Source organism: Cupriavidus lacunae (assembly GCF_003353055.1).
GTDB classification, from domain to species: domain Bacteria; phylum Pseudomonadota; class Gammaproteobacteria; order Burkholderiales; family Burkholderiaceae; genus Cupriavidus; species Cupriavidus lacunae.
The window spans coordinates 299,385-320,358 of sequence record NZ_QKWJ01000001.1; the positions used below are offsets into that span (position 1 = coordinate 299,385).

Here is a 20,974-nt window from a genome sequence, read left to right on the forward strand (position 1 = left end):
CAAGAACTTACAACCGGCTGCGATCCCGCTCAGACACTGAAATACAATACGCTCCGGCGGGACCCATGATCGTGACGGGCGGCCAGGCAGGCAATCTCATAGACCGGCCAGCAGATGGTGCCGGGTCCGAGTAAGAATCCTGCCGGAACCCATCGGGCAACAGGCTGTCCGACACCACACGTCCCCCCGACCCCCCTGAACTCTGGAGCGGCCATTGCATTTGAAAAGACCGTTGACCACCGGCAAGACCCGCCCCCGCGCATTGATCATGTGCACGGGTGGGCTTGGTGATGTGGTGTGGGCCAGCGCATCGATCGACGCCTTGCGCGAAGCGTACGGTGAGCACATGGAAATCGATCTGCTGGTCAAGCATCGATCCGACGCCCTGTTCAAGCACGACCCCCGGGTTTCGCGCGTCCTGATCTTGCGGGGCGGCCCCCGGCTGCCGCTGCTGGTCAATCCGCACAAATGGCTGATCCTGGCGCGCGCGCTGGTTCGCTACCCCTACCACCTGATCCTGGACCTGACCATTAACCGGTCAGACTTCTTCCCCAGCCTGGGCTGGCTGTTTCCCGCTGCCCACAAGGTCAAGGTCTACAAGGTGCGCCATGAGGTGGATCCGCCTGAAACACACCGAACCAAGGTCATCCAGCGCCTGTTGGCGTATTGCGTGCCCGAAGCGATCGCACACCGCGCCATGCCTTCGTTGCGGAAGCCGGCAATCGATATCCGGGCGCGTTATGGCCTCGACCAGCCCTATATCTGCCTGCATACCGGGAACAGCTCGTTCTACCACAATAGAAAGAACACGCGCCTCTGGCCGGTGGATAAATGGATCGAATTGCTGGAAGGCTGGGCGCGGTTTTTCCCGTGGCATAAGCCGGTCCTGATCGGCACGCCGGCCGAAGCCGAGCATATGGCGAAGATTGCCGACAAATTCCCGAATGCCAGCAATCTCTGCGGAAAAACCCCGCTGCCGGAGATGATGACGCTGATCGCCGAGGCCGCGCTTCTGATCGGCACAGATACCGGGCCTACCCATGTCGCGGCGGCATTCGGTACGCCGGTTGTCGCCATTTTCGGGCCCACGCTCTGGCATGTGACCGGGCCCGCGGGCGACAGCGAGCGCATTCGCATCGCGAATCCCCTGGTCGGGACCGATATCGACGACGTGCAGGTGGACCAGGTCGTCGGTGCTGCGTACGAGATGGTTCCGGGCCTGGCGGGCACCGCAGCGGCGGCGCGAGGGCTGCCGGACTCGCACCCGGGATCGCCGGAGTGCGCCCGGCATATCGAAGCGCCCCTCGCCGGCGGGCGCTGACTGCAGCGCTTTCGTCACTGCCGCCCAACCCGATCGGGTGAGGCGGCATCCCCCTTCCGCCCGCTTCCACCTCCTCCGCATCAGCACCGCTCACCCCACCAGTCTCAGATCCGCGCAGCCCTGCGCGCGCAATGTTGACTGCGTTTAATTCGCCGACAAAAGCTTTCAATACGCTGGCCAAAAAGCGGCAGTGATAATGCCTCACGCTGCATTCGCACGGTCGATGCGGTCGCGCCCTGCACGCGCGTCCCGCGGCGCCACCGTGATTGCCGTGATCGCCGTGATCACCTTCTTACCAAGGACACGCCGCCGCGCCATGGAAATGCCCTCCACCCTGCACGCCACCCACCGTTAGTCCTGCGCCGCCTGGTCCTGTGCCGAATTCCCACCACCCACGCAAACCGATGCAACGACTCACCCAACCCGCATCACTCGCTTCAGGAGCCTTCGATGGAATGGTTGCATGAGATTTTCCAGAAGTCGCCCGAATCGGCGCTCTTCTTCGCGCTGTCAGTCGGCTACGCCATCGGCAAGATCACGTTCGGGCGCTTCCAGCTGGGTGGCGTGGCTGGCTCGCTGCTCGCCGCGGTGCTGATCAGCCAGGTCGGCGTCGAGATCGACAACGGCGTCAAGGCCGTGATGTTCGCGGTCTTCATCTACGCCGTGGGCTATGAAAGCGGCCCGCAGTTCTTCAACTCGCTGAACCGCAGCTCGCTGCGCGAGATCGCCATGTCGGTGTTCATGGCGGTGTGCGGCCTGGTCACGGTGGTGGTGCTGGCCAAGCTGTTCCACCTCGACAAGGGCCTGGCAGCCGGCCTGGCCGCCGGCGGCATGACGCAGTCGGCCATCATCGGCACGGCGGGCGACGCCATCACCAAGCTGGGCCTGCCGCCCGACCAGGTCAAGACGATGCAGGCCAATGTGGCCATCGGCTATGCGGTGACCTATGTGTTCGGTTCACTGGGCGCGATCATCGTGTGCGTGAACATCCTGCCGCGCCTCATGAAGTCGGACCTGAAGACCGACGCCAAGACGATGGAAGCCCAGCTCAGCGGTGGCCTGCCGCAATTCGGCCCGGGCCAGCGCGGTGCGCTGCCGCGCCTGGTGGGCCGGATCTTCCGCGTCACGGGCGCGGTCGGCAAGACCGTGTCGCAGATCGAGATCGGCGGCGAAGACCTGGTCACCGTGGAACAGGTGCTGCGTGCCGGCAAGCAGCTGGAAGTCAGGCAAGACCTGGTGCTGCTGGTGGGCCGGCGCGATGCCATGGTGCCGACCGCGGCGCAGATCGGCGAGGAAGTGGCCAATGCGAAGGGCATGGGCCTGGTGATGCAGTCGCGCAAGGTGGTGTTCACCGCCAAGGGCATGAACAACAAGACGGTGGCCGAGATCGTCGAGACCGTGGGCCGCGACATGCGCCATGGCGTGTATATCGAGCACATCGAGCGCTACGACCATCCGCTGCCGCTGCTGCCGGATCTCAAGCTGCAGCACGGCGACATCATCACGCTCTACGGCACCCCCGCCGATACCACGCGTGCCGCCGAGACCGCAGGCTATGAGCTGGTGCCCAGCGAGAAGACGGACTTCGTCTACTTTGGCGCCGGTGTGCTGGTGGGCCTGCTGATCGGCCTGCTGGTATGGCGCGTCGGCTCGATTCCCCTGACGCTCGGTGCCGGCGGCGGCGCGCTGCTGTCGGGCCTGGTGTTCGGCTGGGCCCGGTCCAAGCACAAGATGTTCGGCGCGATGCCGACCGCGGCCTGCCAAGCTCAAGGACTTCGGCCTGGCCGCGTTCGTGGCCATCGTCGGCATCAACTCCGGCCTGCAGGCCGTGACCACGCTGCGCCAGAGCGGCCTGACCATCTTCCTGCTGGGCGCGGTGGTGACGCTGCTGCCGCTGTTCCTGACGATGCTGTTTGGCCGCTACGTGCTGAAGTACGACAACGCCGCCGTGCTGGCCGGCGCGCTGTCGGGCTCGCGCAGCGCCAACCCAGCCTTCGGCGGCATTCTCGACAAGGCCGAAAGCCCGGTGCCGGCGGTGCCGTTCGCCATCACCTATGCGCTGGCCAACGTGCTGCTGACGCTGCTGGGGCCGCTGGTAGTGGGTCTCGTCTAGCGCGCGTCTTTCTCGCCATCTCTCCTGCTGCGCGGGCCTTCCCTCTCCCAACCTGGCCCGCCGGCCCAACCGACAAGCGTCAACACAGGAGCAAGCCATGAGCAAGTTCGATATCTCCAAGCTGTCCAGCCTCTCCCCCTTCGAGCTGAAGGATGAACTGATCAAGCTGGCCAGAAGCGACGCGGAACGCCTGATGCTGAACGCCGGCCGCGGCAACCCCAACTTCCTCGCCACCGTGCCGCGCCACGGCTTCTGGCAGCTGGGCCTGTCGCGATGCGCGAATCCGAGCGTTCGTTCTCGTACATGCCCGAGGGCGTGGGCGGCTTCCCGCGCCGCGAAGGCATCGAGGAGCGCTTCAACCAGTTTGCGCGCGAGTTCGCCGATACCCCGGGCGTGAAGTTCCTGGCCGGCGCGGTGTCATACGTGCGCGACCAGCTCGGGTTGAGCGCGGGCGACTTCCTCTATGAAATGTGCGAAGGCATCCTGGCCTGCAACTACCCGGTGCCCGACCGCATGCTCAAGCTGTCGGAGATTGTCGTCGGCCAGTACATCCGCAAGGAGATGATCGGCAACCATCCGTTCATCGGCGAGTTCGATCTGTTCGCGGTCGAAGGCGGCACCGCGGCGATGACCTACCTGTTCAACACCATCCGCGAGAACCACCTGCTCAAGGCCGGCGACACCATCGCGCTGGGCATGCCAATCTTCACGCCGTATATCGAGATCCCGGAGCTGAACGACTACCAGCTGGTGGAATTGTCGGTCAATGCCGATCCCGAGTCGCGCTGGCAGTATTCGAAGAAGGAACTCGACAAGCTGCGCGACCCCAAGGTCAAGGCCTTCTTCCTGGTCAACCCGAGCAACCCGCCGTCGGTGCGCATGAGCGAAGAAAGCCTGGAGTACCTGGCCTCGATCGTCAAGGAGCGCCCGGACCTGATCATCCTGACCGACGACGTCTACGGCACCTTTGCCGACAACTTCGTCTCGCTGTTCGCGATGTGCCCGAAGAACACCATCCTGGTGTATTCGTTCTCCAAGTACTTCGGCGCGACCGGCTGGCGCCTGGGCGTGATCGCCACGCACCGCGACAATATCTTCGACCTGCAGATCGGCAAGCTGCCGGACGCACAGCGCCAGCAACTGAACAAGCGCTACAGCTCGATCACCACCGAGCCGGAGAAGCTCAAGTTCATCGACCGTCTGGTGGCCGACAGCCGCACTGTGGCGCTGAACCACACGGCCGGCCTGTCCACGCCGCAGTAGGTGCAGATGGTGCTGTTCTCGCTGTTCTCGCTGATGGATACGCCGGACAACTACAAGAACGCGATGAAGCGGCTGATCCGCGGCCGCAAGGCCGCGCTGTACCGCGAGATCGGCATTGCGCCCGAAAGCGACGACCCGAATGCCGTCGACTACTACACGCTGCTCGATATCGAGCAGCTGGGCGGCAAGGCGATCGGGCCGGACTTCGTCAAATGGGTGCTGAACTCGGTCGAGCCGAACGAGCTGCTGTTCCAGCTGGCCGATGAGGCGGGCGTGGTGCTGCTGCCGGGCCGCGGCTTCGGCACGCGCCATCCGTCAGGGCGGGTGTCGCTGGCCAACCTGAACGAAGCCGACTACGCCAAGATCGGGCGCTCGATCCGCAAGTTGTTCGAGGCCTATGTCGAGAAGTACAACGCGGCGACGGGGAGCAAGGCCGACAAGAATGTCTTGAAGAAATAAGCCTTCGCTGGCGTGGCCTGGGCCTGGCATTGCGCTGGGCTTTTTTTTTGTTCGTTGGGGTGGATTTGAGGTAGGTTTTGGTCGTCGTTACGTGGTTGGTTGGTGTGCTTGGCGGGGGTGGGCTGTTTCGCCGGCTTTAGCCGGCGGGGCTGCTTGCTCGGTGGCTTGGTTATGTAGGTCGGGGTCGATGTTGTCGTAGGTTTAAGCGCCTGGTTCCGCCCTGCTGGGCGGGTCACTTTTTGTCCGAGCGACAAAAAGTGACCAAAAAACGCGTCGCCTCTGGCGGCTGGCCATCCATTCCTCGGCGTGGGTGGTTCGAGCGGCGGTGATTTCCGTTCGATGGGGTAGGTGGTTCGAGCCTGCTACGCACCCTGTCCGGTGCCTGCGTCGACGGACTATTGGACGAACCCGACTTTAGGCTATTGGCAGCCTGCTAACCAGGTCATCGGTAGGACGCCTACGGCTGCGCTGCGCGCACTCAGTATCGTAGGTCGGGTGCTCGGGCACGGAGTGCGTCGCTGCGCTCGCATGGCGCTGTCGTGATGCCGGGCCAAAGGCGCAAATCAGGACGTGGTCCGCAGCTCTGCCACGTTAGGGCCGGCGCGAAGCGCAGCCGAAGGCGTCCCACCGACGCGGTGCTTAGCAGGCTGCCAACCGCCTAAAGTCGGGTTCGTCCAATAGTCCGTTGATGTGGGCACAGACAGGGTGCGTAGCAGGCCCGAACGGCCAACCACGCCAAACGGCAAGCACCGCCGCCCGAACCACCCCCACCACCAAATTGATGGCCAGCCGCCAGAGGCGACGCGCTTTTTGGTTACTTTTTGTCGCTCGGACAAAAAGTGACCCGCCCAGCAGGGCGGAACCAGGCGGTTAATCCTACGACAACATCGAACCCGACCGACATAACCAAGCCTACGAGCAAGCAGCCCCGCCGGCTACGCCGGCGAAACAGCCCACACCCGCCAAGCACGCCAACCAACCGCGCAGGGACAAGCCCAAAACAAACCCCCAACATCCCTCAACAGGACTCAACAAACTCCAACACAGTCGCCAGCATCCCCCGCAGCGCCGGCTGCAACGCCGTCGCCAGCGCCTCATCATACGCAAACGGATACACCTCGCTCATATACGCGCACTGCGACAACTCCAGCTGCACCGCATGCACGCCGTCTGCCGGCTTGCCATATTGCCGGGTGATATACCCACCCTTGAAGCGCCCGTTGAGCACCGCGGTATGGCCGGCTACCGCACTGGCCTGCTCCAGCAGCTGGCTGGCCAGCGTGGCATCGCAGCTGTCGCCATTGGCCGTGCCGAGGTTGAAGTCCGGCAGCCTGCCTTCAAAAAAGCGCGGCAGCACCGAGCGGATCGAATGCGCATCCCACAGCGCAACCGTGCCGTGCTCCGCCTTCAGGCGGGCCAGTTCCGCGGCCAGCGCCTCGTGGTACGGGCGCCAGATCGCGTCGCGGCGCACGGCGATTTCCGCATCGTCGGGGCCATTGCCGTCGGCATACAGCGGGGTCTTGTCGAAGGTATCGACCGGGCACAAGCCGGTGGTGTCCTGGCCGGGATACAGGTTGGCGTTGTCGGGCGGGCGGTTCAGGTCGACCACATAGCGCGAGTGCGTGGCCACCAGCACCGATGCGCCCAGTTCGCGGGCGAAGTTGTAGAGGCGTTCCAGGTGCCAGTCGGTGTCGGGCACCGTGCGCGCTTCGGCGGTCAGGCGCTGCGAGACCGAAGCCGGCAGGTGCGTGCCGACGTGCGGCATCGATACCAGCAACGGGCGCGTGCCGCGATGCAGGGTGAAGGCGGGGGTATCGGTGGAGAAGGACATGGTCTTTGCGATGCAGTGGGCGTGCGCCCGGTTTCAGTCGGCCAGCAGGCTGGCGCGCGCCGCGATGAACAGGCGCCCCGTATCAGCCTGCAGCGGATGCGCGCCATGCTGCACGCGGCTGCGGCCGGCCGTGCGGACATCCGCTAGTGTCTCATGACCGTGGCAGGCGAACACATGGGTGGCCAGCGCCTGCGGCCCGTCAAGGCCCGCCAGCGTCGGATGCGCGCCGTCCAGCACGACGAAGTCGGCCTGCTGCCCCACCGCCAGTCCGGCCACCGCGCGGCCCGAGGCGCGCGCGCCACCGGCCACGGCTTCCAGGTACAAGCGGTCGGCCACCTGCGCATGCGTGTCGGACGCCAGCACGTTGCGCCGCTGCAGCCCCAGCCGCTGCCCGTATTCGAACAGGCGCAGCTCTTCCGCCACGCTGACGCTGGCATGGCTGTCGGAGCCGATGCCCCATGCGCCATGCTGCGCCAGGTAGGGCGCGGCCTCGAACACGCCATCGCCCAGGTTAGCCTCGGTAGTCGGGCAGATGCCGGCCACCGCGCCGCTGTGCGCCAGGCGCCGGCGCTCGTCCCAGTCCATATGGGTGGCATGCACAAGGCACCAGCGCGCGTCGACCTGCACATGGTCGAACAGCCAGGTCACCGGGCGCGTGCCCGACCAGGCGATGCAGTCGTCGACCTCTTTCTGCTGCTCGGCGATGTGGATGTGGATGGGCGCCTGCGGGTCGATCGCCTGCAGCCCCGCCAGTGCGTGCGCCAGGCTTTCCTCCGGCACCGCGCGCAGCGAATGCGGTGCCAGCCCCAGCCGCGCGCCGGACAGCACGCACGCAGGGCCAAGCCGTTCCAGCAGCTTCAGCATCGCGTCGGTGTCATGCAGGAAACGGCGCTGCTCAGCGAGAGGCGGCTTGCCGCCAAAGCCCGCGGTCTGGTACAGGACCGGCAGCAGCGTCATGCCGATGCCGGTACGCTGCGCCGCGCGCAGCAGCCGCAGCGACATCTCGGCGGCATCGGCATAAGGCTTGCCGCCGGCATCGTGATGCACGTAGTGGAACTCGCACACGCTGGTGTAGCCCGCGCGCAGCATCTCGATATAGAGCTGGGTGGCGATGGCCTCCAGCGTGTCGGGCGAGAGCCGCTGCGCGAAGCGGTACATCAGCGTGCGCCAGCTCCAGAATGAATCGGCGCCGGCCGGGTCGTCGCCCTGCGGGCTGCTGCGGAATTCGGTCAGCCCGGCAAAGCCGCGCTGGAATGCGTGCGAATGCAGGTTGGGCATGCCGGGCAGCACCGGGCCGACCGCGCACGGCACGCCAGCCTCCGGTGCGGCACCGGTCTGCACGGTGGTGAAGCGGCCCTGCTCATCCCAGGCCAGCAGTACATCGCGTGCCCAGCCGGTCGGCAGCAGCGCAAAGGGTGCGAAGAGTTGCGTGTCGCTCATGCCGAGGCTCCTTCGTGCGCATACACACGCCCCTGGCGCACCACCGTCGCCACCGGGTTGCGGCCGAACCAATACGCCAGCTCGGCAGGCGAATCGATGCGCCAGAGCGCGAAGTCCGCAACGCGCCCCACTTCCAGCAACCCATGGCGATCCGCCGCGCCGAGCGCACGCGCGGCGTTCACGGTCACGCCAGCCAGCGCTTCCGGCACCGTCAGCCGGAACAGGGTGCAGGCCATATTCATCATCAACAGCAGCGAAGTCACCGGCGAAGTGCCCGGGTTGTGATCGGTCGAGATCGCCATCGGCACGCCGTACTGGCGCAGCAGCGCGATCGGCGGGAGGTTGGTGTCGCGCAGGAAGTAGTAGGCACCGGGCAGCAGCACCGCCACCGTACCGGCCTCTGCCATCGCCGCGACACCGGCCTCGTCGAGGTGCTCGAGGTGGTCGGCGGACAAGGCGCGGTGGCGCGCTGCCAGTGCCGCGCCACCGAGGTTGCTCAGTTGCTCGGCATGCAGCTTGACGCGCAGGCCGCGGCGCGCCGCGGCCTCGAATACGCGCTCGGTCTGTGCAATCGAAAAACCGATCGATTCGCAGAAGGCATCGACGGCATCGACCAGTCCTTCCTCGGCCAGCGCCGGCAGCATGGCGTTGCAGACCAGGTCGATATAGTCGTCGGCACGGCCCGCGTATTCCGGCGGCAACGCGTGCGCACCCAGGAAGGTCGTGTGGACCGAGATCCCGAAGTGCTCGCCCAGCCGGCGCGCCACGCGCAGTTGCTTGCGCTCGGCTTCAAGGTTCAGCCCGTAGCCAGACTTGATTTCGATGGCGGTGACGCCCTCGGCCAGCAGCGGCCGCAGGCGCGCCGCGGCCTGCGCAAACAGCGTGTCTTCGTCGGCGGCACGCGTGGCGCGCACGGTCGAGACGATGCCGCCGCCGGCGCGCGCAATCTCTTCATAGCCGGCGCCGGCCAGCCGCATCGCAAACTCGTCGGCGCGCTGGCCGCCGTAGACCAGGTGCGTATGGCAATCGACCAGGCCCGGCGTGATCCAGGCACCGTTGGCGTCATGGCGCGGTGCGCCACGCCAGGCATCCGGCAGGTCCGCGGCGGCGCCGAGCCAGGCGATGCGACCTTGCTCGACCACCAGCGCGGCATCGCGGATTGCCCGTGCGGGATCGCCATCGGGCAGCAGGTGGCAGTTGTGCCAGACGCCGTCCGCGCTGAGCGCGGACAAGGTTGAGGATCGAGGGGACAGCGTCATTGACCGGGCTCCGTCTCAAGGGTGACGCACAGGCACAGGGCCGCGTCGCCCACAGGTTCAAACGAAGGCGTGGCGGCGTCGGCGGCGCCGTACAGCGCCCCTTCGCCCGCTTGCAGCACCAGGCCGGCGTCGTGCGCCCGCCATGCTCCGCTGACGGCCAGCAGGCAGACAGTACGGCCGCCGGTGTCGAATGCAAACCCCTGCCGGAAGGCTTCGACACGCGCGCGGCAGTGGCCGCGCCGCGTCATCACGTTGAAGTCGCGCGTGGCGCCGCCGAGCAGCGTTGACTGCAGGCCGGTATCGCCGGAGAAGGCGAACGGCTCGCCGATGCGATCCAGGCGATGGCGGAAGCTGGCATCGTCCGCGCGCAACGTCACGCCGGCGCCTTCGAGCAGCACGATCTGGCGGTCGATGCCCGGGAACGCCGAGAACGGGCCGTCGCGTTCGATATCGGCCACGCTCAGGCGCCAGATGAAATCATCCATGCCGGCGGCCGGCGGCCACACCGCGATCTCGCGCGTGTTGCCGCCGCCGTTCTTCCAGCGCGTGGGTGCGATGTCGGCCAGCGCGAAGCGTCTTGGTAGCGACTGGCTCATACGCCCTTCACCATCGGCAGGTTCAGGCCCTTCTCATGCGCGCATTCGATGGCGATGTCATAGCCCGCATCTGCATGGCGCATCACGCCGGTGGCCGGATCGTTCCACAGCACGCGTTCGATGCGCTTTGCCGCCGCATCGGTGCCATCGCACACGATCACCACGCCGGCATGCTGCGAGAAGCCCATGCCCACGCCCCCGCCATGGTGCAGGCTGACCCAGGTGGCACCGCCCGCGGTGTTCAGCAGTGCGTTGAGCAGCGGCCAGTCCGACACCGCATCCGAGCCGTCGCGCATGGCTTCGGTCTCGCGGTTGGGCGACGCGACCGAGCCACAATCCAGGTGATCGCGGCCGATCACCACCGGCGCCTTGAGCTCGCCGGACTTGACCATCTCGTTGAAGGCCAGGCCGGCGCGGTGGCGCTCATCCAGGCCCACCCAGCAGATGCGCGCCGGCAGGCCCTGGAAGGCGATGCGGTCGTGCGCCATGTCGAGCCAGCGGTGCAGGTGCTTGTCCTCCGGGAACAGCTCCTTCATCTTGGCATCGGTCTTGTAGATATCCTCGGGATCGCCCGACAGCGCGACCCAGCGGAACGGGCCCTTGCCGCGGCAGAACAGCGGGCGGATATAGGCCGGCACGAAGCCGGGGAAATCGAAAGCGTTCTTCACGCCCTCGTCGAACGCGACCTGGCGGATATTGTTGCCGTAGTCGACCGTCGGCACGCCCATCTTCTGGAAATCGAGCATGGCCTGCACGTGCCTGACGATGGACGGACGCGCGGCGGCCTCGACCGACTTGGGATCATTCGTACGCGCCGCGTCCCATTGCTCGACGGTCCAGCCGGCTGGCAGATAGCCGTTGACCAGGTCGTGCGCCGAGGTCTGGTCGGTGACGATGTCCGGGCGCATGCCGCCGGCCTGCGCGCGCTTGACCAGCTCCGGCAGGATTTCGGCGGCATTGCCGAGCAGGCCGACCGAGATCGCTTCCTTCTTCTGCGTGGCCTCGGCGATCATCGCCAGCGCCTCATCCAGCGTGGTGGCCTTCTTGTCGACATAGCGCGTGCGCAGGCGGAAATCGATGCGCGATTCCTGGCATTCGATCGCCAGCACGCAGGCACCGGCCAGCACGCCCGCCAGCGGCTGCGCGCCGCCCATGCCGCCCAGGCCCGCGGTCAGGATCCACTTGCCCGACAGGTCGCCGTTGTAGTGCTGGCGGCCGGCTTCGACAAAGGTCTCGTAGGTGCCCTGCACGATGCCCTGCGTGCCGATATAGATCCACGAGCCCGCCGTCATCTGGCCGTACATCATCAGCCCGGCGCGGTCCAGCTCGTTGAACTTGTCCCAGTTGGCCCAGTGCGGCACCAGGTTGGAATTGGCGATCAGCACGCGCGGCGCATCGGCATGGGTGCGGAACACGCCCACCGGCTTGCCCGACTGCACCAGCAGCGACTCGTCTTCACCGAGGCGTCGCAGGCTGTCGAGGATGGCGTCGAAGCATTCCCAGTTGCGCGCGGCCTTGCCGATGCCGCCGTACACAACCAGGTCTTGCGGGCGCTCGGCCACGTCCGGGTCGAGGTTGTTCTGGATCATGCGGTAGGCGGCTTCGATCAGCCAGTTCTTGCAATGCAGCTGGCTGCCGCGCGGCGCGCGGATCTCGCGCTGGCCGCGCTGGATGAATTGGTTTTCGTTGGCGTTCATGTCTTGTTCTCCGGCTGCGGATCGGGTCTGGCAGTGTCGGTGCGGGGCGCGTTACGACAGGTTGGTCGGCAGGATCGCGCGCACGGCGTCGGGCCAGCCCGCCCCGGCATCGCCCTGCACCACCCATTGCTTCATCGCCTCGATATCCGGCGCCAGGTAGCGGTCCTCTTCGACAAAGGCCACGCGCGCGCGGATGCGGGCCAGTTCCTGCTCCACCAGCGGCGACGACTTCAGCGGGCGGTGAAACTCGATGCCCTGGGCCGCGGCCATGGCCTCGATGCCGACCACCACCGCCGTGTTGGCGGCCATGTCGCCCAGGCGGCGCGCGCCGTAGGTGGCCATCGACACATGGTCTTCCTGGTTGGCCGAGGTCGGCAGGCTGTCGACGCTGGACGGATGCGCCAGCGACTTGTTCTCCGAGGCCAGCGCGGCCGCGGTCACCTGCGCGATCATGAAGCCCGAGTTCAGGCCGCCCTCGCGCACCAGGAACGGCGGCAGGCCAGACAGGCCGGTATCGAGCAGCAGCGCGAGGCGGCGTTCGGAAATGGCGCCAATCTCGGCGATCGCCAGCGCGATGATATCGGCGGCGAAGGCCACCGGCTCGGCGTGGAAGTTGCCGCCGGACACTACATCGCCCTGCTCGGAGAAGACCAGCGGGTTGTCCGAGGCGGCATTGGCCTCGATCTGCAGGATGCGCGCGGCGTGCTGCAGGTTGTCCAGGCACGCGCCCATTACCTGCGGCTGGCAGCGGATCGAGTACGGGTCCTGCACGCGGCCGCAGGCCTTGTGCGAATCGACGATCTCGCTGCCGTCCAGCATGGCGCGCACGGCGCCGGCCACGGCAATCTGGCCGGCCTGGCCGCGGGCCGCATGAATGCGGGCATCGAACGGCTTGACCGAACCCTTGATGGCTTCCAGCGACAGCGCGCCCGCCACCAGCCCGGCGGCAAAAGCGTCTTCGGCGCCGAACAGGCCGGCCAGCGCCAGCGCGGTCGACACCTGCGTGCCGTTGAGCAGCGCCAGGCCTTCCTTCGGGCCAAGCTCGAACGGCTTCAGGCCAGCATGGGCCAGGCCTTCGGCGGCCGGCAGGCGCTTGCCGTCGATCAGCACGTCGCCCACGCCGATCAGCGTGCACGACATATGCGCCAGCGGCGCCAAGTCGCCCGAGGCACCGACCGAACCCTTGGCCGGGATGCACGGCGTGACGCCGTGGTTGGCCAGCGCCAGCAGCGCCTCGATCAGTTCCGGGCGCACGCCGGAATGGCCGCGCGCCAGGCTCACCGCCTTGGTGGCCAGGATCAGGCGCACGGTGTCGGCCGCCAGGTCCGGGCCCGTACCCACGCTGTGCGACAGCACCAGGTTGCGCTGCAGTTGCGCCAGCTTGTCGTGCGGAATGCGGCTTTGCGCCAGCTTGCCGAAGCCGGTGTTGATGCCGTAGACCACGGCGTCGGCGTCGATGATGTCCTGCACCGTGGCCTGCGCGGCACGCACGCCGGCCCAGGCCGATTCGGCCATGGCCAGGCGCACCTCGCCGCGGTAGACGCGGCGCAGGTCGGCCAGGGTGACTTGGCCCGGCTGCAAGGTCAGCACGGGGCGGGAAGCTTGGTCTTGTTGGCTGGCTTGTACGCTCGCAGTCATTTGTATGTTCCTGTCTATACAGCTTAGAGTAAAAATTGAACCGTTGGGCTGAGTCTTGTGGAATCAGCCGAAAGCGGGGTTGCCCTCGGCGCGGAAGCGGCTGCCGAGGCGATATCTGTTGCCCGGATGCAGGCAACGCACAAAAGTCACCGGCACGCCGTTGGTCCAGGTTCGGCGCGTCAGCATCAGGCAAGGTTGCGTGGGCGGCATTTCCAGCTGCGCGGCTTGCTCCGGCGTGGCGGCGATGGCATCCACCACATGCTCCACCTGATCGTAGGGCACGTGGCGCAGCAGGTACTCGCCGGGCTGGGTCTCGCTGAAATCCTGGCTGATGAAGTCCGGCGCCACGCGCGGGTTGACGTAGCGGTCCTCAAGCTGCACCGGCACGCCGTCCTCGCGATGCACGCACACCGAGTGGAACACCGATTCACCGGTGCGCAGTTCCAGCGCGGCGGCCACCTCGATCGATGCCGAGACGCGCTCCACCAGGATCACGTCGCAGGCATAGTCATGCCCGCGCATGCGGATCTCGTCCTGCAGGTTGACCACGGAGAGCAGCGTCGATTGCGGCTTGTGCTCGGCCACAAAGGTACCCACCCCGGCCACGCGCACCACCCGGCCCTGTTCCTGCAGCTCGCGCAGCGCCCGGTTGACGGTCATGCGCGAGACGCTGAAGCGGTTCACCAGTTCCTGCTCCGACGGCACCCGGTCGCCCGGCTGCCACGCGCCGCTCTGGATCTGGCGGGCGATGTACTCCTTCACCTGCTGGTAGAGCGCGGTGGGAGAGGCAGAAGCGGAAGGTGAAGTGCCGGCGGCGTGGTTCATAAGGTCTTAGTGCTCGGCCGCGGCCATGGCCTCGGCGCGGATTTCCTCGGTCAGCCGCGCCTTGAGCGCGGAGAACTCCGGAGTAGTCTTGATCGTGTAATGGCGCGGATGCGGAAAATCCACCGCGATCTCGCTCTTGATCCGACCCGGCCTGGCGGAGAACACCGCCACCCGGTTGGCCATGAAGATGGCCTCGTCGATATCGTGGGTCACGAATAATACCGTCTTGCGCGAGGCCTCCCATATGCCCAGCAGCAACTCCTGCATCAGCACGCGGGTCTGGTTGTCGAGCGCGCCGAAGGGCTCGTCGAGCAGCAGGATCTTGGGATCGTTGGCCAGCGCGCGCGCAATCGCGGTGCGCTGCTGCATGCCGCCCGACAGCTGCTTCGGGTAATGGTGCTCGAAGCCGCGCAGACCCACGCGCTGGATGAAAAAGTCGCTGCGCTCCTTCTGCTCGGCCGCGCTCATGCCGCGCTCGCGCAGGCCGAAGCGCACGTTCTGCTCGATCGTCAGCCACGGGAACAACGTGTACGACTGGAACACCATGCCGCGGTCCGCGCCGGGGGCGAACACCGGCTGACCGTCCAGCAGCACGCGGCCGCTGGTGGGAGTGTCCAGTCCGGCCACGATGCGCAGCAGCGTGGATTTGCCGCAGCCCGAGGGCCCGAGGATGGTGACGAAGTCGTTGTCGCCGACCTCGAAGTCGACCGGCTGCAGCGCCAGGGTCTGGCCGCCGCGCGGGTTGGAGAAGGTGCGCGAGACCTGCTGGATGGACAGTGCGCTCATTGGATCGAACTCCACGGGAACAGGCGCTGGTTGGCGCGCTTGAAGACTAGGTCCGAGACCAGGCCGATGCAGCCGATCACGATGATGCCGAAGATGATCTGCCCGGTATTGAGCAGCGCCTGGCTGTCGGTGATCATGTGCCCGATGCCCGACGACGAGCCGATCAGCTCGGCCACGATCACGTAGGTCCAGGCCCAGCCCAGCACCAGCCGCAGGATCTCGGCGATCTCCGGGGCCGCGCCCGGGATCAGCACGCGCCGCACGATACCGGCGCTGTTGGCGCCCAGCGTGTAGGCCGCCTCCACCAGGTCCTTGCGCGCGCCGCCGACGGCCACGGCCACCATCAGCACGATCTGGAAGAACGAGCCGATAAAGATCACCAGCAGCTTCTGCGTCTCGCCGATGCCGGCCCACAGGATCAGCAGCGGGATGAAGGCCGACGCGGGCAGGTAGCGGCAGAACGACACGAAGGGCTCGAAGAACGCCTCGGCCGCCTTGTAGGCGCCCATGAAGATGCCCAGCGGCACCGCGAGCAACGCGGCCAGCACGAAGCCGCCGAGCACGCGCCACACGGTCATGCCGATGTCGCCGATGAAGTTGTACTCGGTGAACAGCAGCACACCCTCCTTCGCCATCGTCATCGGGTCGGCCAGGAACGTGCGCGGCACGAAGCCGCCCAGCGTCACCACCGCCCAGATGCCGAAGAACAGCACGAAGAAGGACAGGCCCAGCAGCCAACGGGTGTTGGGTGCCACCGGCACCAGCGGGGCCAGCCACGGGTGGCGCCGGCGCACCAGCGCTGCCGCTGCGGCAGGGGCCGCCACAGCGGCGGCCGGGGCGGGTGTTCCAAGTCGGGCTTGCGTCATGACGTCACGCCTCCAGAAGACTGTCGGTTACTTGAGGAAACGCGCGTCATACAGCGCCGTCACGTCCGGCACCTGGCGGATCACGCCGATATCCAGCAGCACCCCCGCCGCTTCCTTGCTGAAGCTGGCGAGTTCGCCGCCAAAGAACTTGCGGTTGGCCTCGCGGTCCTGCCAGCGCAGGTAGGCGGAGGACTTGGCGAACTGCTCGCCGGTCTGCTTGACCGCGGCGCCCATGATGTCGTTGGCCTTGGCCGGCTCTTTCTGGATCATCTCCAGGGCCTCGAAGTAGCTGTCGACCAGCGCCTGCGCGGCCTTGGGGTTGTCCTTGAGCCACTTGGGCGCGCAGCCTAGCGTGTCGGTCACCATCGGGTAATCCAGCGTGGTCGCCAGGATCTTGCCCTTGTCCGGGTTCTGGCGCACCGTCGACAGGTACGGCTCATAGGTCATGGCGCCGTCGTTCTGACCCGCCACGAAGGCCTGCGCGGCCGCCTGCGGCGACAGCGTGGTGGTCTTGACGTCCTTGAGCGACATGCCGTTCTTCTTCAGCATCCAGGCCAGGCCGAAGTAAGGCGCGGTGCCCGGCGCATCGACGCCGATGGTCTTGCCCTTCAGGTCGGCAAAGCTCTTCACATCGGCGCGCACGGCCAGGCCGTCGGCCCCGTAGGACTTGTCGAGCTGCACGATCTGGGTGATGGGCACGCCGTTGGCGTTCCAGGCCACGTGCGTTTCCACCGTGGTGGCCGCGCACTGGATCGCGCCCGAGGCCAGCGCCAGGTGGCGATCCTTCTGCGGGATCATCTTGATGTCCACATCAACGCCGTGCTTCTTGAAGATGCCGGCCTTGTCGGCCAGCGTCAGCGGCGCGAAACCGGTCCAGCCGCTCATGCCCAGCGTGACCTGGGTCGCCTGGGCGTGCGCCGCACCGGCTCCGAGTGCCGCGACCAGCATCGCAGCCTGCATTGCCATCCGACCGCGAATCCTGCTGTGAACCTTCATCTGTGCGCTCCTTTGGTGTGTCCGTCGACGGCTGGCCATGCGTGCGGCCGCGCTCGTTTTCGGGCATTAAACAATGCCTGTATATACAAGTCAACGTAGGGCTTCCACCAAGCTATCAGGCAGATAGATGCCTTAAAAATCGCTTTCCGGCGGGAATTCCTTAACAGGCCTTGCACCACCCCGGTTCACGGATCAGGGTGCCAGCACCATGTCAGCGCTCCGGAAGCGATGCTGTATAGACAGGATCAAAACGACGCGCAGAGATAGCAAGCCCCGTGCCAGCCGCACAGGGCGCACCGGCAAGGCGGTCAGGCGTCGAAGAAGGAGGTGACGGTGGGATAGCGCAGCCGCAGGCGCAGCTCGCGCTTCAGGCGGCGGTTGTCGAGGCGGCGCGATTCGCTCATAAAGCTCAGTAGCGTCTTGTCGATCACTTCACGCGCTTCGCCGCGCGTGATCCGCGGTGGGCGCGGCAGGCCGCGTCGGTCGGCGACCAGGTCGAAATAGTCGGCCATGCGCAACTCCGTGTCGTCGCTGGCATGGACCACGCGCTGCGGGCGGCCGCGGAACAGCGCCGCGATCATTGTGCGCGCCAGGTCGTCGGCGTGGATATGGCTGGTATAGACGTCGTCCTGCGGCACCAGCGCCGGCGTGCCGCGCTTGAGCCGGGCCACCGGCAGGCGGTCTTCGGCATAGATGCCGGGGATGCGCACCACGCTGGCGCGCCAGCCGGCATCGCGGCCAAAGGCGCGCACCGCCTGCTCGGCGGCCACGCGGCGGCGCGCGCGCGCGGTCTGGGGCCGCACCGCGTGGAATTCCGAGACCCGGGCGCCCTGCCGGTCGCCATAGACGCCGGAGGTGCTGGCGTAGACAAACGCAACGCGGGGCGGGGTACGGTCGGGTAGAATGGCGGGCTCGCCGGGAAGCATGCTGGCGGACGTCCTGGCACGGCGCCAGGCCGACCGGCGCAATGCGGCGAGCAGTGCACGCGTGCGTGGATCGCCTTCGCCCTGCCCGGGCGGCGGCGCCAGGTCCAGCACCTGCGTGGCCAGCCCGCGCAGCCGCGCCAGCGTAGCCGGCCGGTCCAGGTCCGCCACCAGCGGCACCGCGCCGGCGGCGCGCAGTTCGGCGCGGCGCGCCGGCTGCGACGTCACGGCAAAGACACGCATGCGCGACGACAGGATTCGCAGGCAGCGCGTCCCCACATCCCCGCAGCCGACAATCAGGAGGCGCGGGCGGCCCAGCCGGCGCGAAGGTGCCGGCAGCCGCGGAGGTTGTGGAAGGCGCGAGGGCTGCAGCTTCGACAGAATTTGGCTCATAGACCGATTATGGCTTATCAAGTAACCGTCATGCCCAGCGGCCACAAGTTTGAAGTGGCCGCGGACGAAACCATCCTCGGCGCGGCCCTGCGCCACAGCATCGGGCTGCCCTACGGCTGCAAGAACGGCGCCTGCGGCTCGTGCAAGGGCCGCGTGCTCGAAGGCGACATCGTGCAGGGCGACCACGCTGCGGCGGCCCTGACCGCACAGGAAAAGACCGAGGGCCGCGCCCTGTTCTGCTGCGCCAACGCCGCCTCGGACGTCACCATCGAATGCCGCGAAGTCCACGGCGCGGGCGACATCCCGATCAAGAAGGTGCCGTGCCGCGTCACCTCGCTCGAGCGCCTGGCCGACGACGTGATCGCCATCAAGCTGCAGCTGCCGGCGACCGAGCGCATGCAGTACCTGGCCGGCCAGTACGTGGAATTCCTGCTGCGCGACGGCAAGCGCCGCAGCTATTCGATCGCCACGCCGCCGCATGAAGACGGCCCGATCGAGCTGCATATCCGCCATATGCCGGGCGGCGCCTTCACCGATTACGTCTTCGGCGCCAGGGATGGCCAACCGGTCATGAAGGAGCGTGACATCCTGCGCTTCGAGGGCCCGCTGGGCAGCTTCTTCCTGCGCGAAGAATCGGACGCCCCGATCATCCTGCTGGCTTCCGGCACCGGCTTTGCCCCGATCAAGGCCATCGTCGAGCACGCCGCCTACACCGGCATCACGCGCCCGATGACACTGTACTGGGGCGGCCGCCGGCCCAAGGACCTGTACATGCACGCGCTCGCCGAGCAATGGGCGCGCGACCTGCCCGACTTCCGGTACGTGCCGGTGATCTCCGACGCGCTGCCGGAAGACAACTGGCAGGGCCGCACCGGCTTTGTCCACCAGGCCGTGATCGCCGACCATCCCGACTTGTCGGGCCACGAGGTCTACGCCTGCGGCGCGCCGGTGATGATCAATGCCGCGCGTGGCGACTTCACCCACCAGTGCAAGCTGCACGAGGACGCGTTCTTCGCCGACTCGTTCACCTCCGAGGCCGACATGCACCCGGCCGCTCCCGCGGCCTGAGGCCGCCGGACAGCCGTTCCTTCAGCGCAACAATGCCCGGGCCCGCCAAAATTCGTTTTGACACCCGGGCCCATGCGCCTTATATTTGCCCGCATGCACACGACCTTCAACCGACGCCGCAGCTTCCGTACGTCGCTCCCCGCTGGGGTGCCGCGCGGCTGACCGTCGACTGCGTCTGTTCAGGTCAACGAGCCACGGGCAACCCCCGTGGCTTTTTGTTTTTGTTGTTCCTGTTGCGTCTTTCGCGCCCGTCCGTCCATCGTTACACGCCGACCCCTGGAGTCCGCCATGGCATTTGCTGAGTATCCCGTCCAATCCCTGATGTACATCACCAACCGGCCCGAACTCGTGTTCACCGAGGGCAAGGGCTCCTGGCTGACGGATCACAACGGCAAGCGATACCTGGACTTCGTGCAGGGCTGGGCGGTGAACTGCCTGGGCCATTCCAACCAGGGCATGATCGACGCACTGGTGGCCCAGTCGCACAAGCTGATCAACCCGAGCCCGGCCTTCTACAATGAGCCCATGCTCAAGCTGGCAAACCAGCTGACCGACAGCAGCTGCTTCGACAAGGTCTTCTTCGCCAACAGCGGCGCCGAGGCCAACGAAGGCGCGATCAAGCTGGCACGCAAATGGGGCCGCAAGCACAAGGACGGCGCCTTCGAGATCATCACCATGGACCACAGCTTCCATGGCCGCACGCTCGCCACCATGAGCGCGTCGGGCAAGGCCGGCTGGGACACCATCTTCGCGCCGCAGGTGCCGGGCTTCCCGCGCGCCGAGCTGAACGACCTGGCCTCGGTGGAGAAGCTGATCACCAACAAGACTGTCGGCATCATGCTGGAGCCGGTGCAGGGCGAAGGCGGCGTGATCCCCGCCACGCGCGCGTTCATGCAGGGCCTGCGCGCGCTGGCCGACAAGCACAAGCTGCTGCTGATCGTCGATGAAGTCCAGTCCGGCTGCGGGCGCTGCGGCACGCTGTTCGCCTATGAGCTGGCGGGCGTCGAGCCGGACATCATGACGCTGGGCAAGGGCATCGGCGGCGGCGTGCCGCTGTCGGCGTTGCTGTGCAAGGCCGAGGTCGCCAGCTTCGAGGCCGGCGACCAGGGCGGCACCTACAACGGCAACCCGCTGATGACCGCGGTCGGCAGCGCCGTGATCGAGCAGCTGACCGCGCCGGGCTTCCTCGACGACGTCAAGGCCAAGGGCGAGTACCTGCGGGAACAGCTGCTGGCGCTGTCGGCCGAGTTCGGCCTGGGCGGCGAACGCGGCGAGGGCCTGCTGCGCGCGCTGCTCCTGAACAAGGACATCGGCCCGCAACTGGTGGAAGAAGCGCGCGACATGGGCCCGCAGGGCCTGCTGCTGAACGCGCCGCGCCCCAACCTGCTGCGCTTCATGCCGGCCCTGAACGTGACCCGCGAAGAGATCGACCAGATGATGGGCATGCTGCGCACGCTGCTGAAGAAGCTGGTGTAAGCACCTTGCGCCCATGAAAAAGGC

Annotated in this window: 14 protein-coding genes and 2 pseudogenes; 5 read left to right on the forward strand and 11 right to left on the reverse strand. The window is 66.8% G+C overall.

Translation table 11 applies throughout. From position 1 onward, the window contains the following. Positions 1–232: 232 nt before the first annotated feature. The 3 genes and pseudogenes from DN412_RS01380 (at position 233) to DN412_RS01390 (ending at position 5,156) form a co-directional block, all read left to right on the forward strand. Complete coding sequence (locus tag DN412_RS01380; RefSeq protein ID WP_115012866.1) at positions 233–1,321, forward strand: glycosyltransferase family 9 protein; 1,089 nt, start codon at positions 233–235, stop codon at positions 1,319–1,321. A gap of 450 nt (positions 1,322–1,771) precedes the next feature. After that, positions 1,772–3,434 (forward strand): annotated as a pseudogene (aspT, locus tag DN412_RS01385) (aspartate-alanine antiporter). 97 nt (positions 3,435–3,531) lie between these two features. Next, positions 3,532–5,156, forward strand: a pseudogene (locus DN412_RS01390) (bifunctional aspartate transaminase/aspartate 4-decarboxylase). A 1,018-nt stretch (positions 5,157–6,174) separates the two neighbouring features. Here the strand turns inward: DN412_RS01390 and hutG are convergent. The 11 genes from hutG to DN412_RS01445 all read right to left on the reverse strand — a co-directional run bounded on the left by hutG (position 6,175) and on the right by DN412_RS01445 (position 18,406). Continuing rightward, on the reverse strand, positions 6,175–6,987 hold the full coding sequence (hutG, locus tag DN412_RS01395) for an N-formylglutamate deformylase (RefSeq protein WP_115012867.1): 813 nt from the start codon (positions 6,985–6,987) through the stop codon (positions 6,175–6,177). Between the two features lie 33 nt (positions 6,988–7,020). Further along, positions 7,021–8,427: a formimidoylglutamate deiminase gene (locus DN412_RS01400; RefSeq protein WP_115012868.1), complete on the reverse strand. Its 1,407-nt coding sequence runs from the start codon at positions 8,425–8,427 to the stop codon at positions 7,021–7,023. Continuing rightward, positions 8,424–9,686 (reverse strand): imidazolonepropionase, encoded by a 1,263-nt coding sequence (hutI, locus tag DN412_RS01405; RefSeq protein WP_115012869.1) that lies wholly within the window; start codon positions 9,684–9,686, stop codon positions 8,424–8,426. Before hutI ends, DN412_RS01400 begins: the two co-directional genes overlap by 4 nt. Continuing rightward, positions 9,683–10,282, reverse strand: a complete 600-nt coding sequence (locus tag DN412_RS01410) for a HutD/Ves family protein (protein WP_115012870.1) — start codon at positions 10,280–10,282, stop codon at positions 9,683–9,685. The genes hutI and DN412_RS01410 overlap by 4 nt, the downstream gene beginning before the upstream one ends. Continuing rightward, complete coding sequence (gene hutU, locus DN412_RS01415) at positions 10,279–11,979, reverse strand: urocanate hydratase (RefSeq protein WP_115012871.1); 1,701 nt, start codon at positions 11,977–11,979, stop codon at positions 10,279–10,281. Before hutU ends, DN412_RS01410 begins: the two co-directional genes overlap by 4 nt. A 51-nt stretch (positions 11,980–12,030) precedes the next feature. Further along, positions 12,031–13,617 carry a histidine ammonia-lyase gene (gene hutH, locus DN412_RS01420; RefSeq protein WP_115012872.1) on the reverse strand — a complete coding sequence of 529 codons (1,587 nt, stop codon included), beginning with the start codon at positions 13,615–13,617 and terminating at the stop codon, positions 12,031–12,033. A 63-nt stretch (positions 13,618–13,680) separates the two neighbouring features. After that, positions 13,681–14,442: a histidine utilization repressor gene (hutC, locus tag DN412_RS01425; protein WP_115012873.1), complete on the reverse strand. Its 762-nt coding sequence runs from the start codon at positions 14,440–14,442 to the stop codon at positions 13,681–13,683. 6 nt (positions 14,443–14,448) lie between these two features. Beyond that, the gene (locus DN412_RS01430) at positions 14,449–15,228 is read right to left on the reverse strand and encodes an ABC transporter ATP-binding protein (protein ID WP_115012874.1); all 780 of its coding nucleotides are present in this window, start codon (positions 15,226–15,228) and stop codon (positions 14,449–14,451) included. Further along, a complete protein-coding gene (locus DN412_RS01435) occupies positions 15,225–16,094 on the reverse strand; it encodes an ABC transporter permease (RefSeq protein ID WP_115012875.1) in 870 nt (289 codons plus the stop codon). Before DN412_RS01435 ends, DN412_RS01430 begins: the two co-directional genes overlap by 4 nt. 27 nt (positions 16,095–16,121) lie before the next feature. Next, positions 16,122–17,090 carry an ABC transporter substrate-binding protein gene (locus tag DN412_RS01440; protein ID WP_115012876.1) on the reverse strand — a complete coding sequence of 323 codons (969 nt, stop codon included), beginning with the start codon at positions 17,088–17,090 and terminating at the stop codon, positions 16,122–16,124. Positions 17,091–17,398: 308 nt separating this feature from the next. Continuing rightward, positions 17,399–18,406, reverse strand: coding sequence for an NAD-dependent epimerase/dehydratase family protein (locus tag DN412_RS01445; protein WP_115012877.1), 1,008 nt, complete (start codon positions 18,404–18,406; stop codon positions 17,399–17,401). 9 nt (positions 18,407–18,415) lie between these two features. On the opposite strand from DN412_RS01445, the gene DN412_RS01450 reads away from it, so the two are divergent. Both DN412_RS01450 and DN412_RS01455 read left to right on the forward strand, forming a co-directional pair. Further along, a complete protein-coding gene (locus DN412_RS01450; RefSeq protein WP_115012878.1) occupies positions 18,416–19,474 on the forward strand; it encodes a CDP-6-deoxy-delta-3,4-glucoseen reductase in 1,059 nt (352 codons plus the stop codon). A 288-nt stretch (positions 19,475–19,762) separates the two neighbouring features. After that, entirely contained in the window at positions 19,763–20,950 is a 1,188-nt protein-coding gene (locus DN412_RS01455; RefSeq protein WP_115012879.1) for an acetylornithine transaminase, read from the forward strand. Positions 20,951–20,974 lie beyond the last annotated feature (24 nt).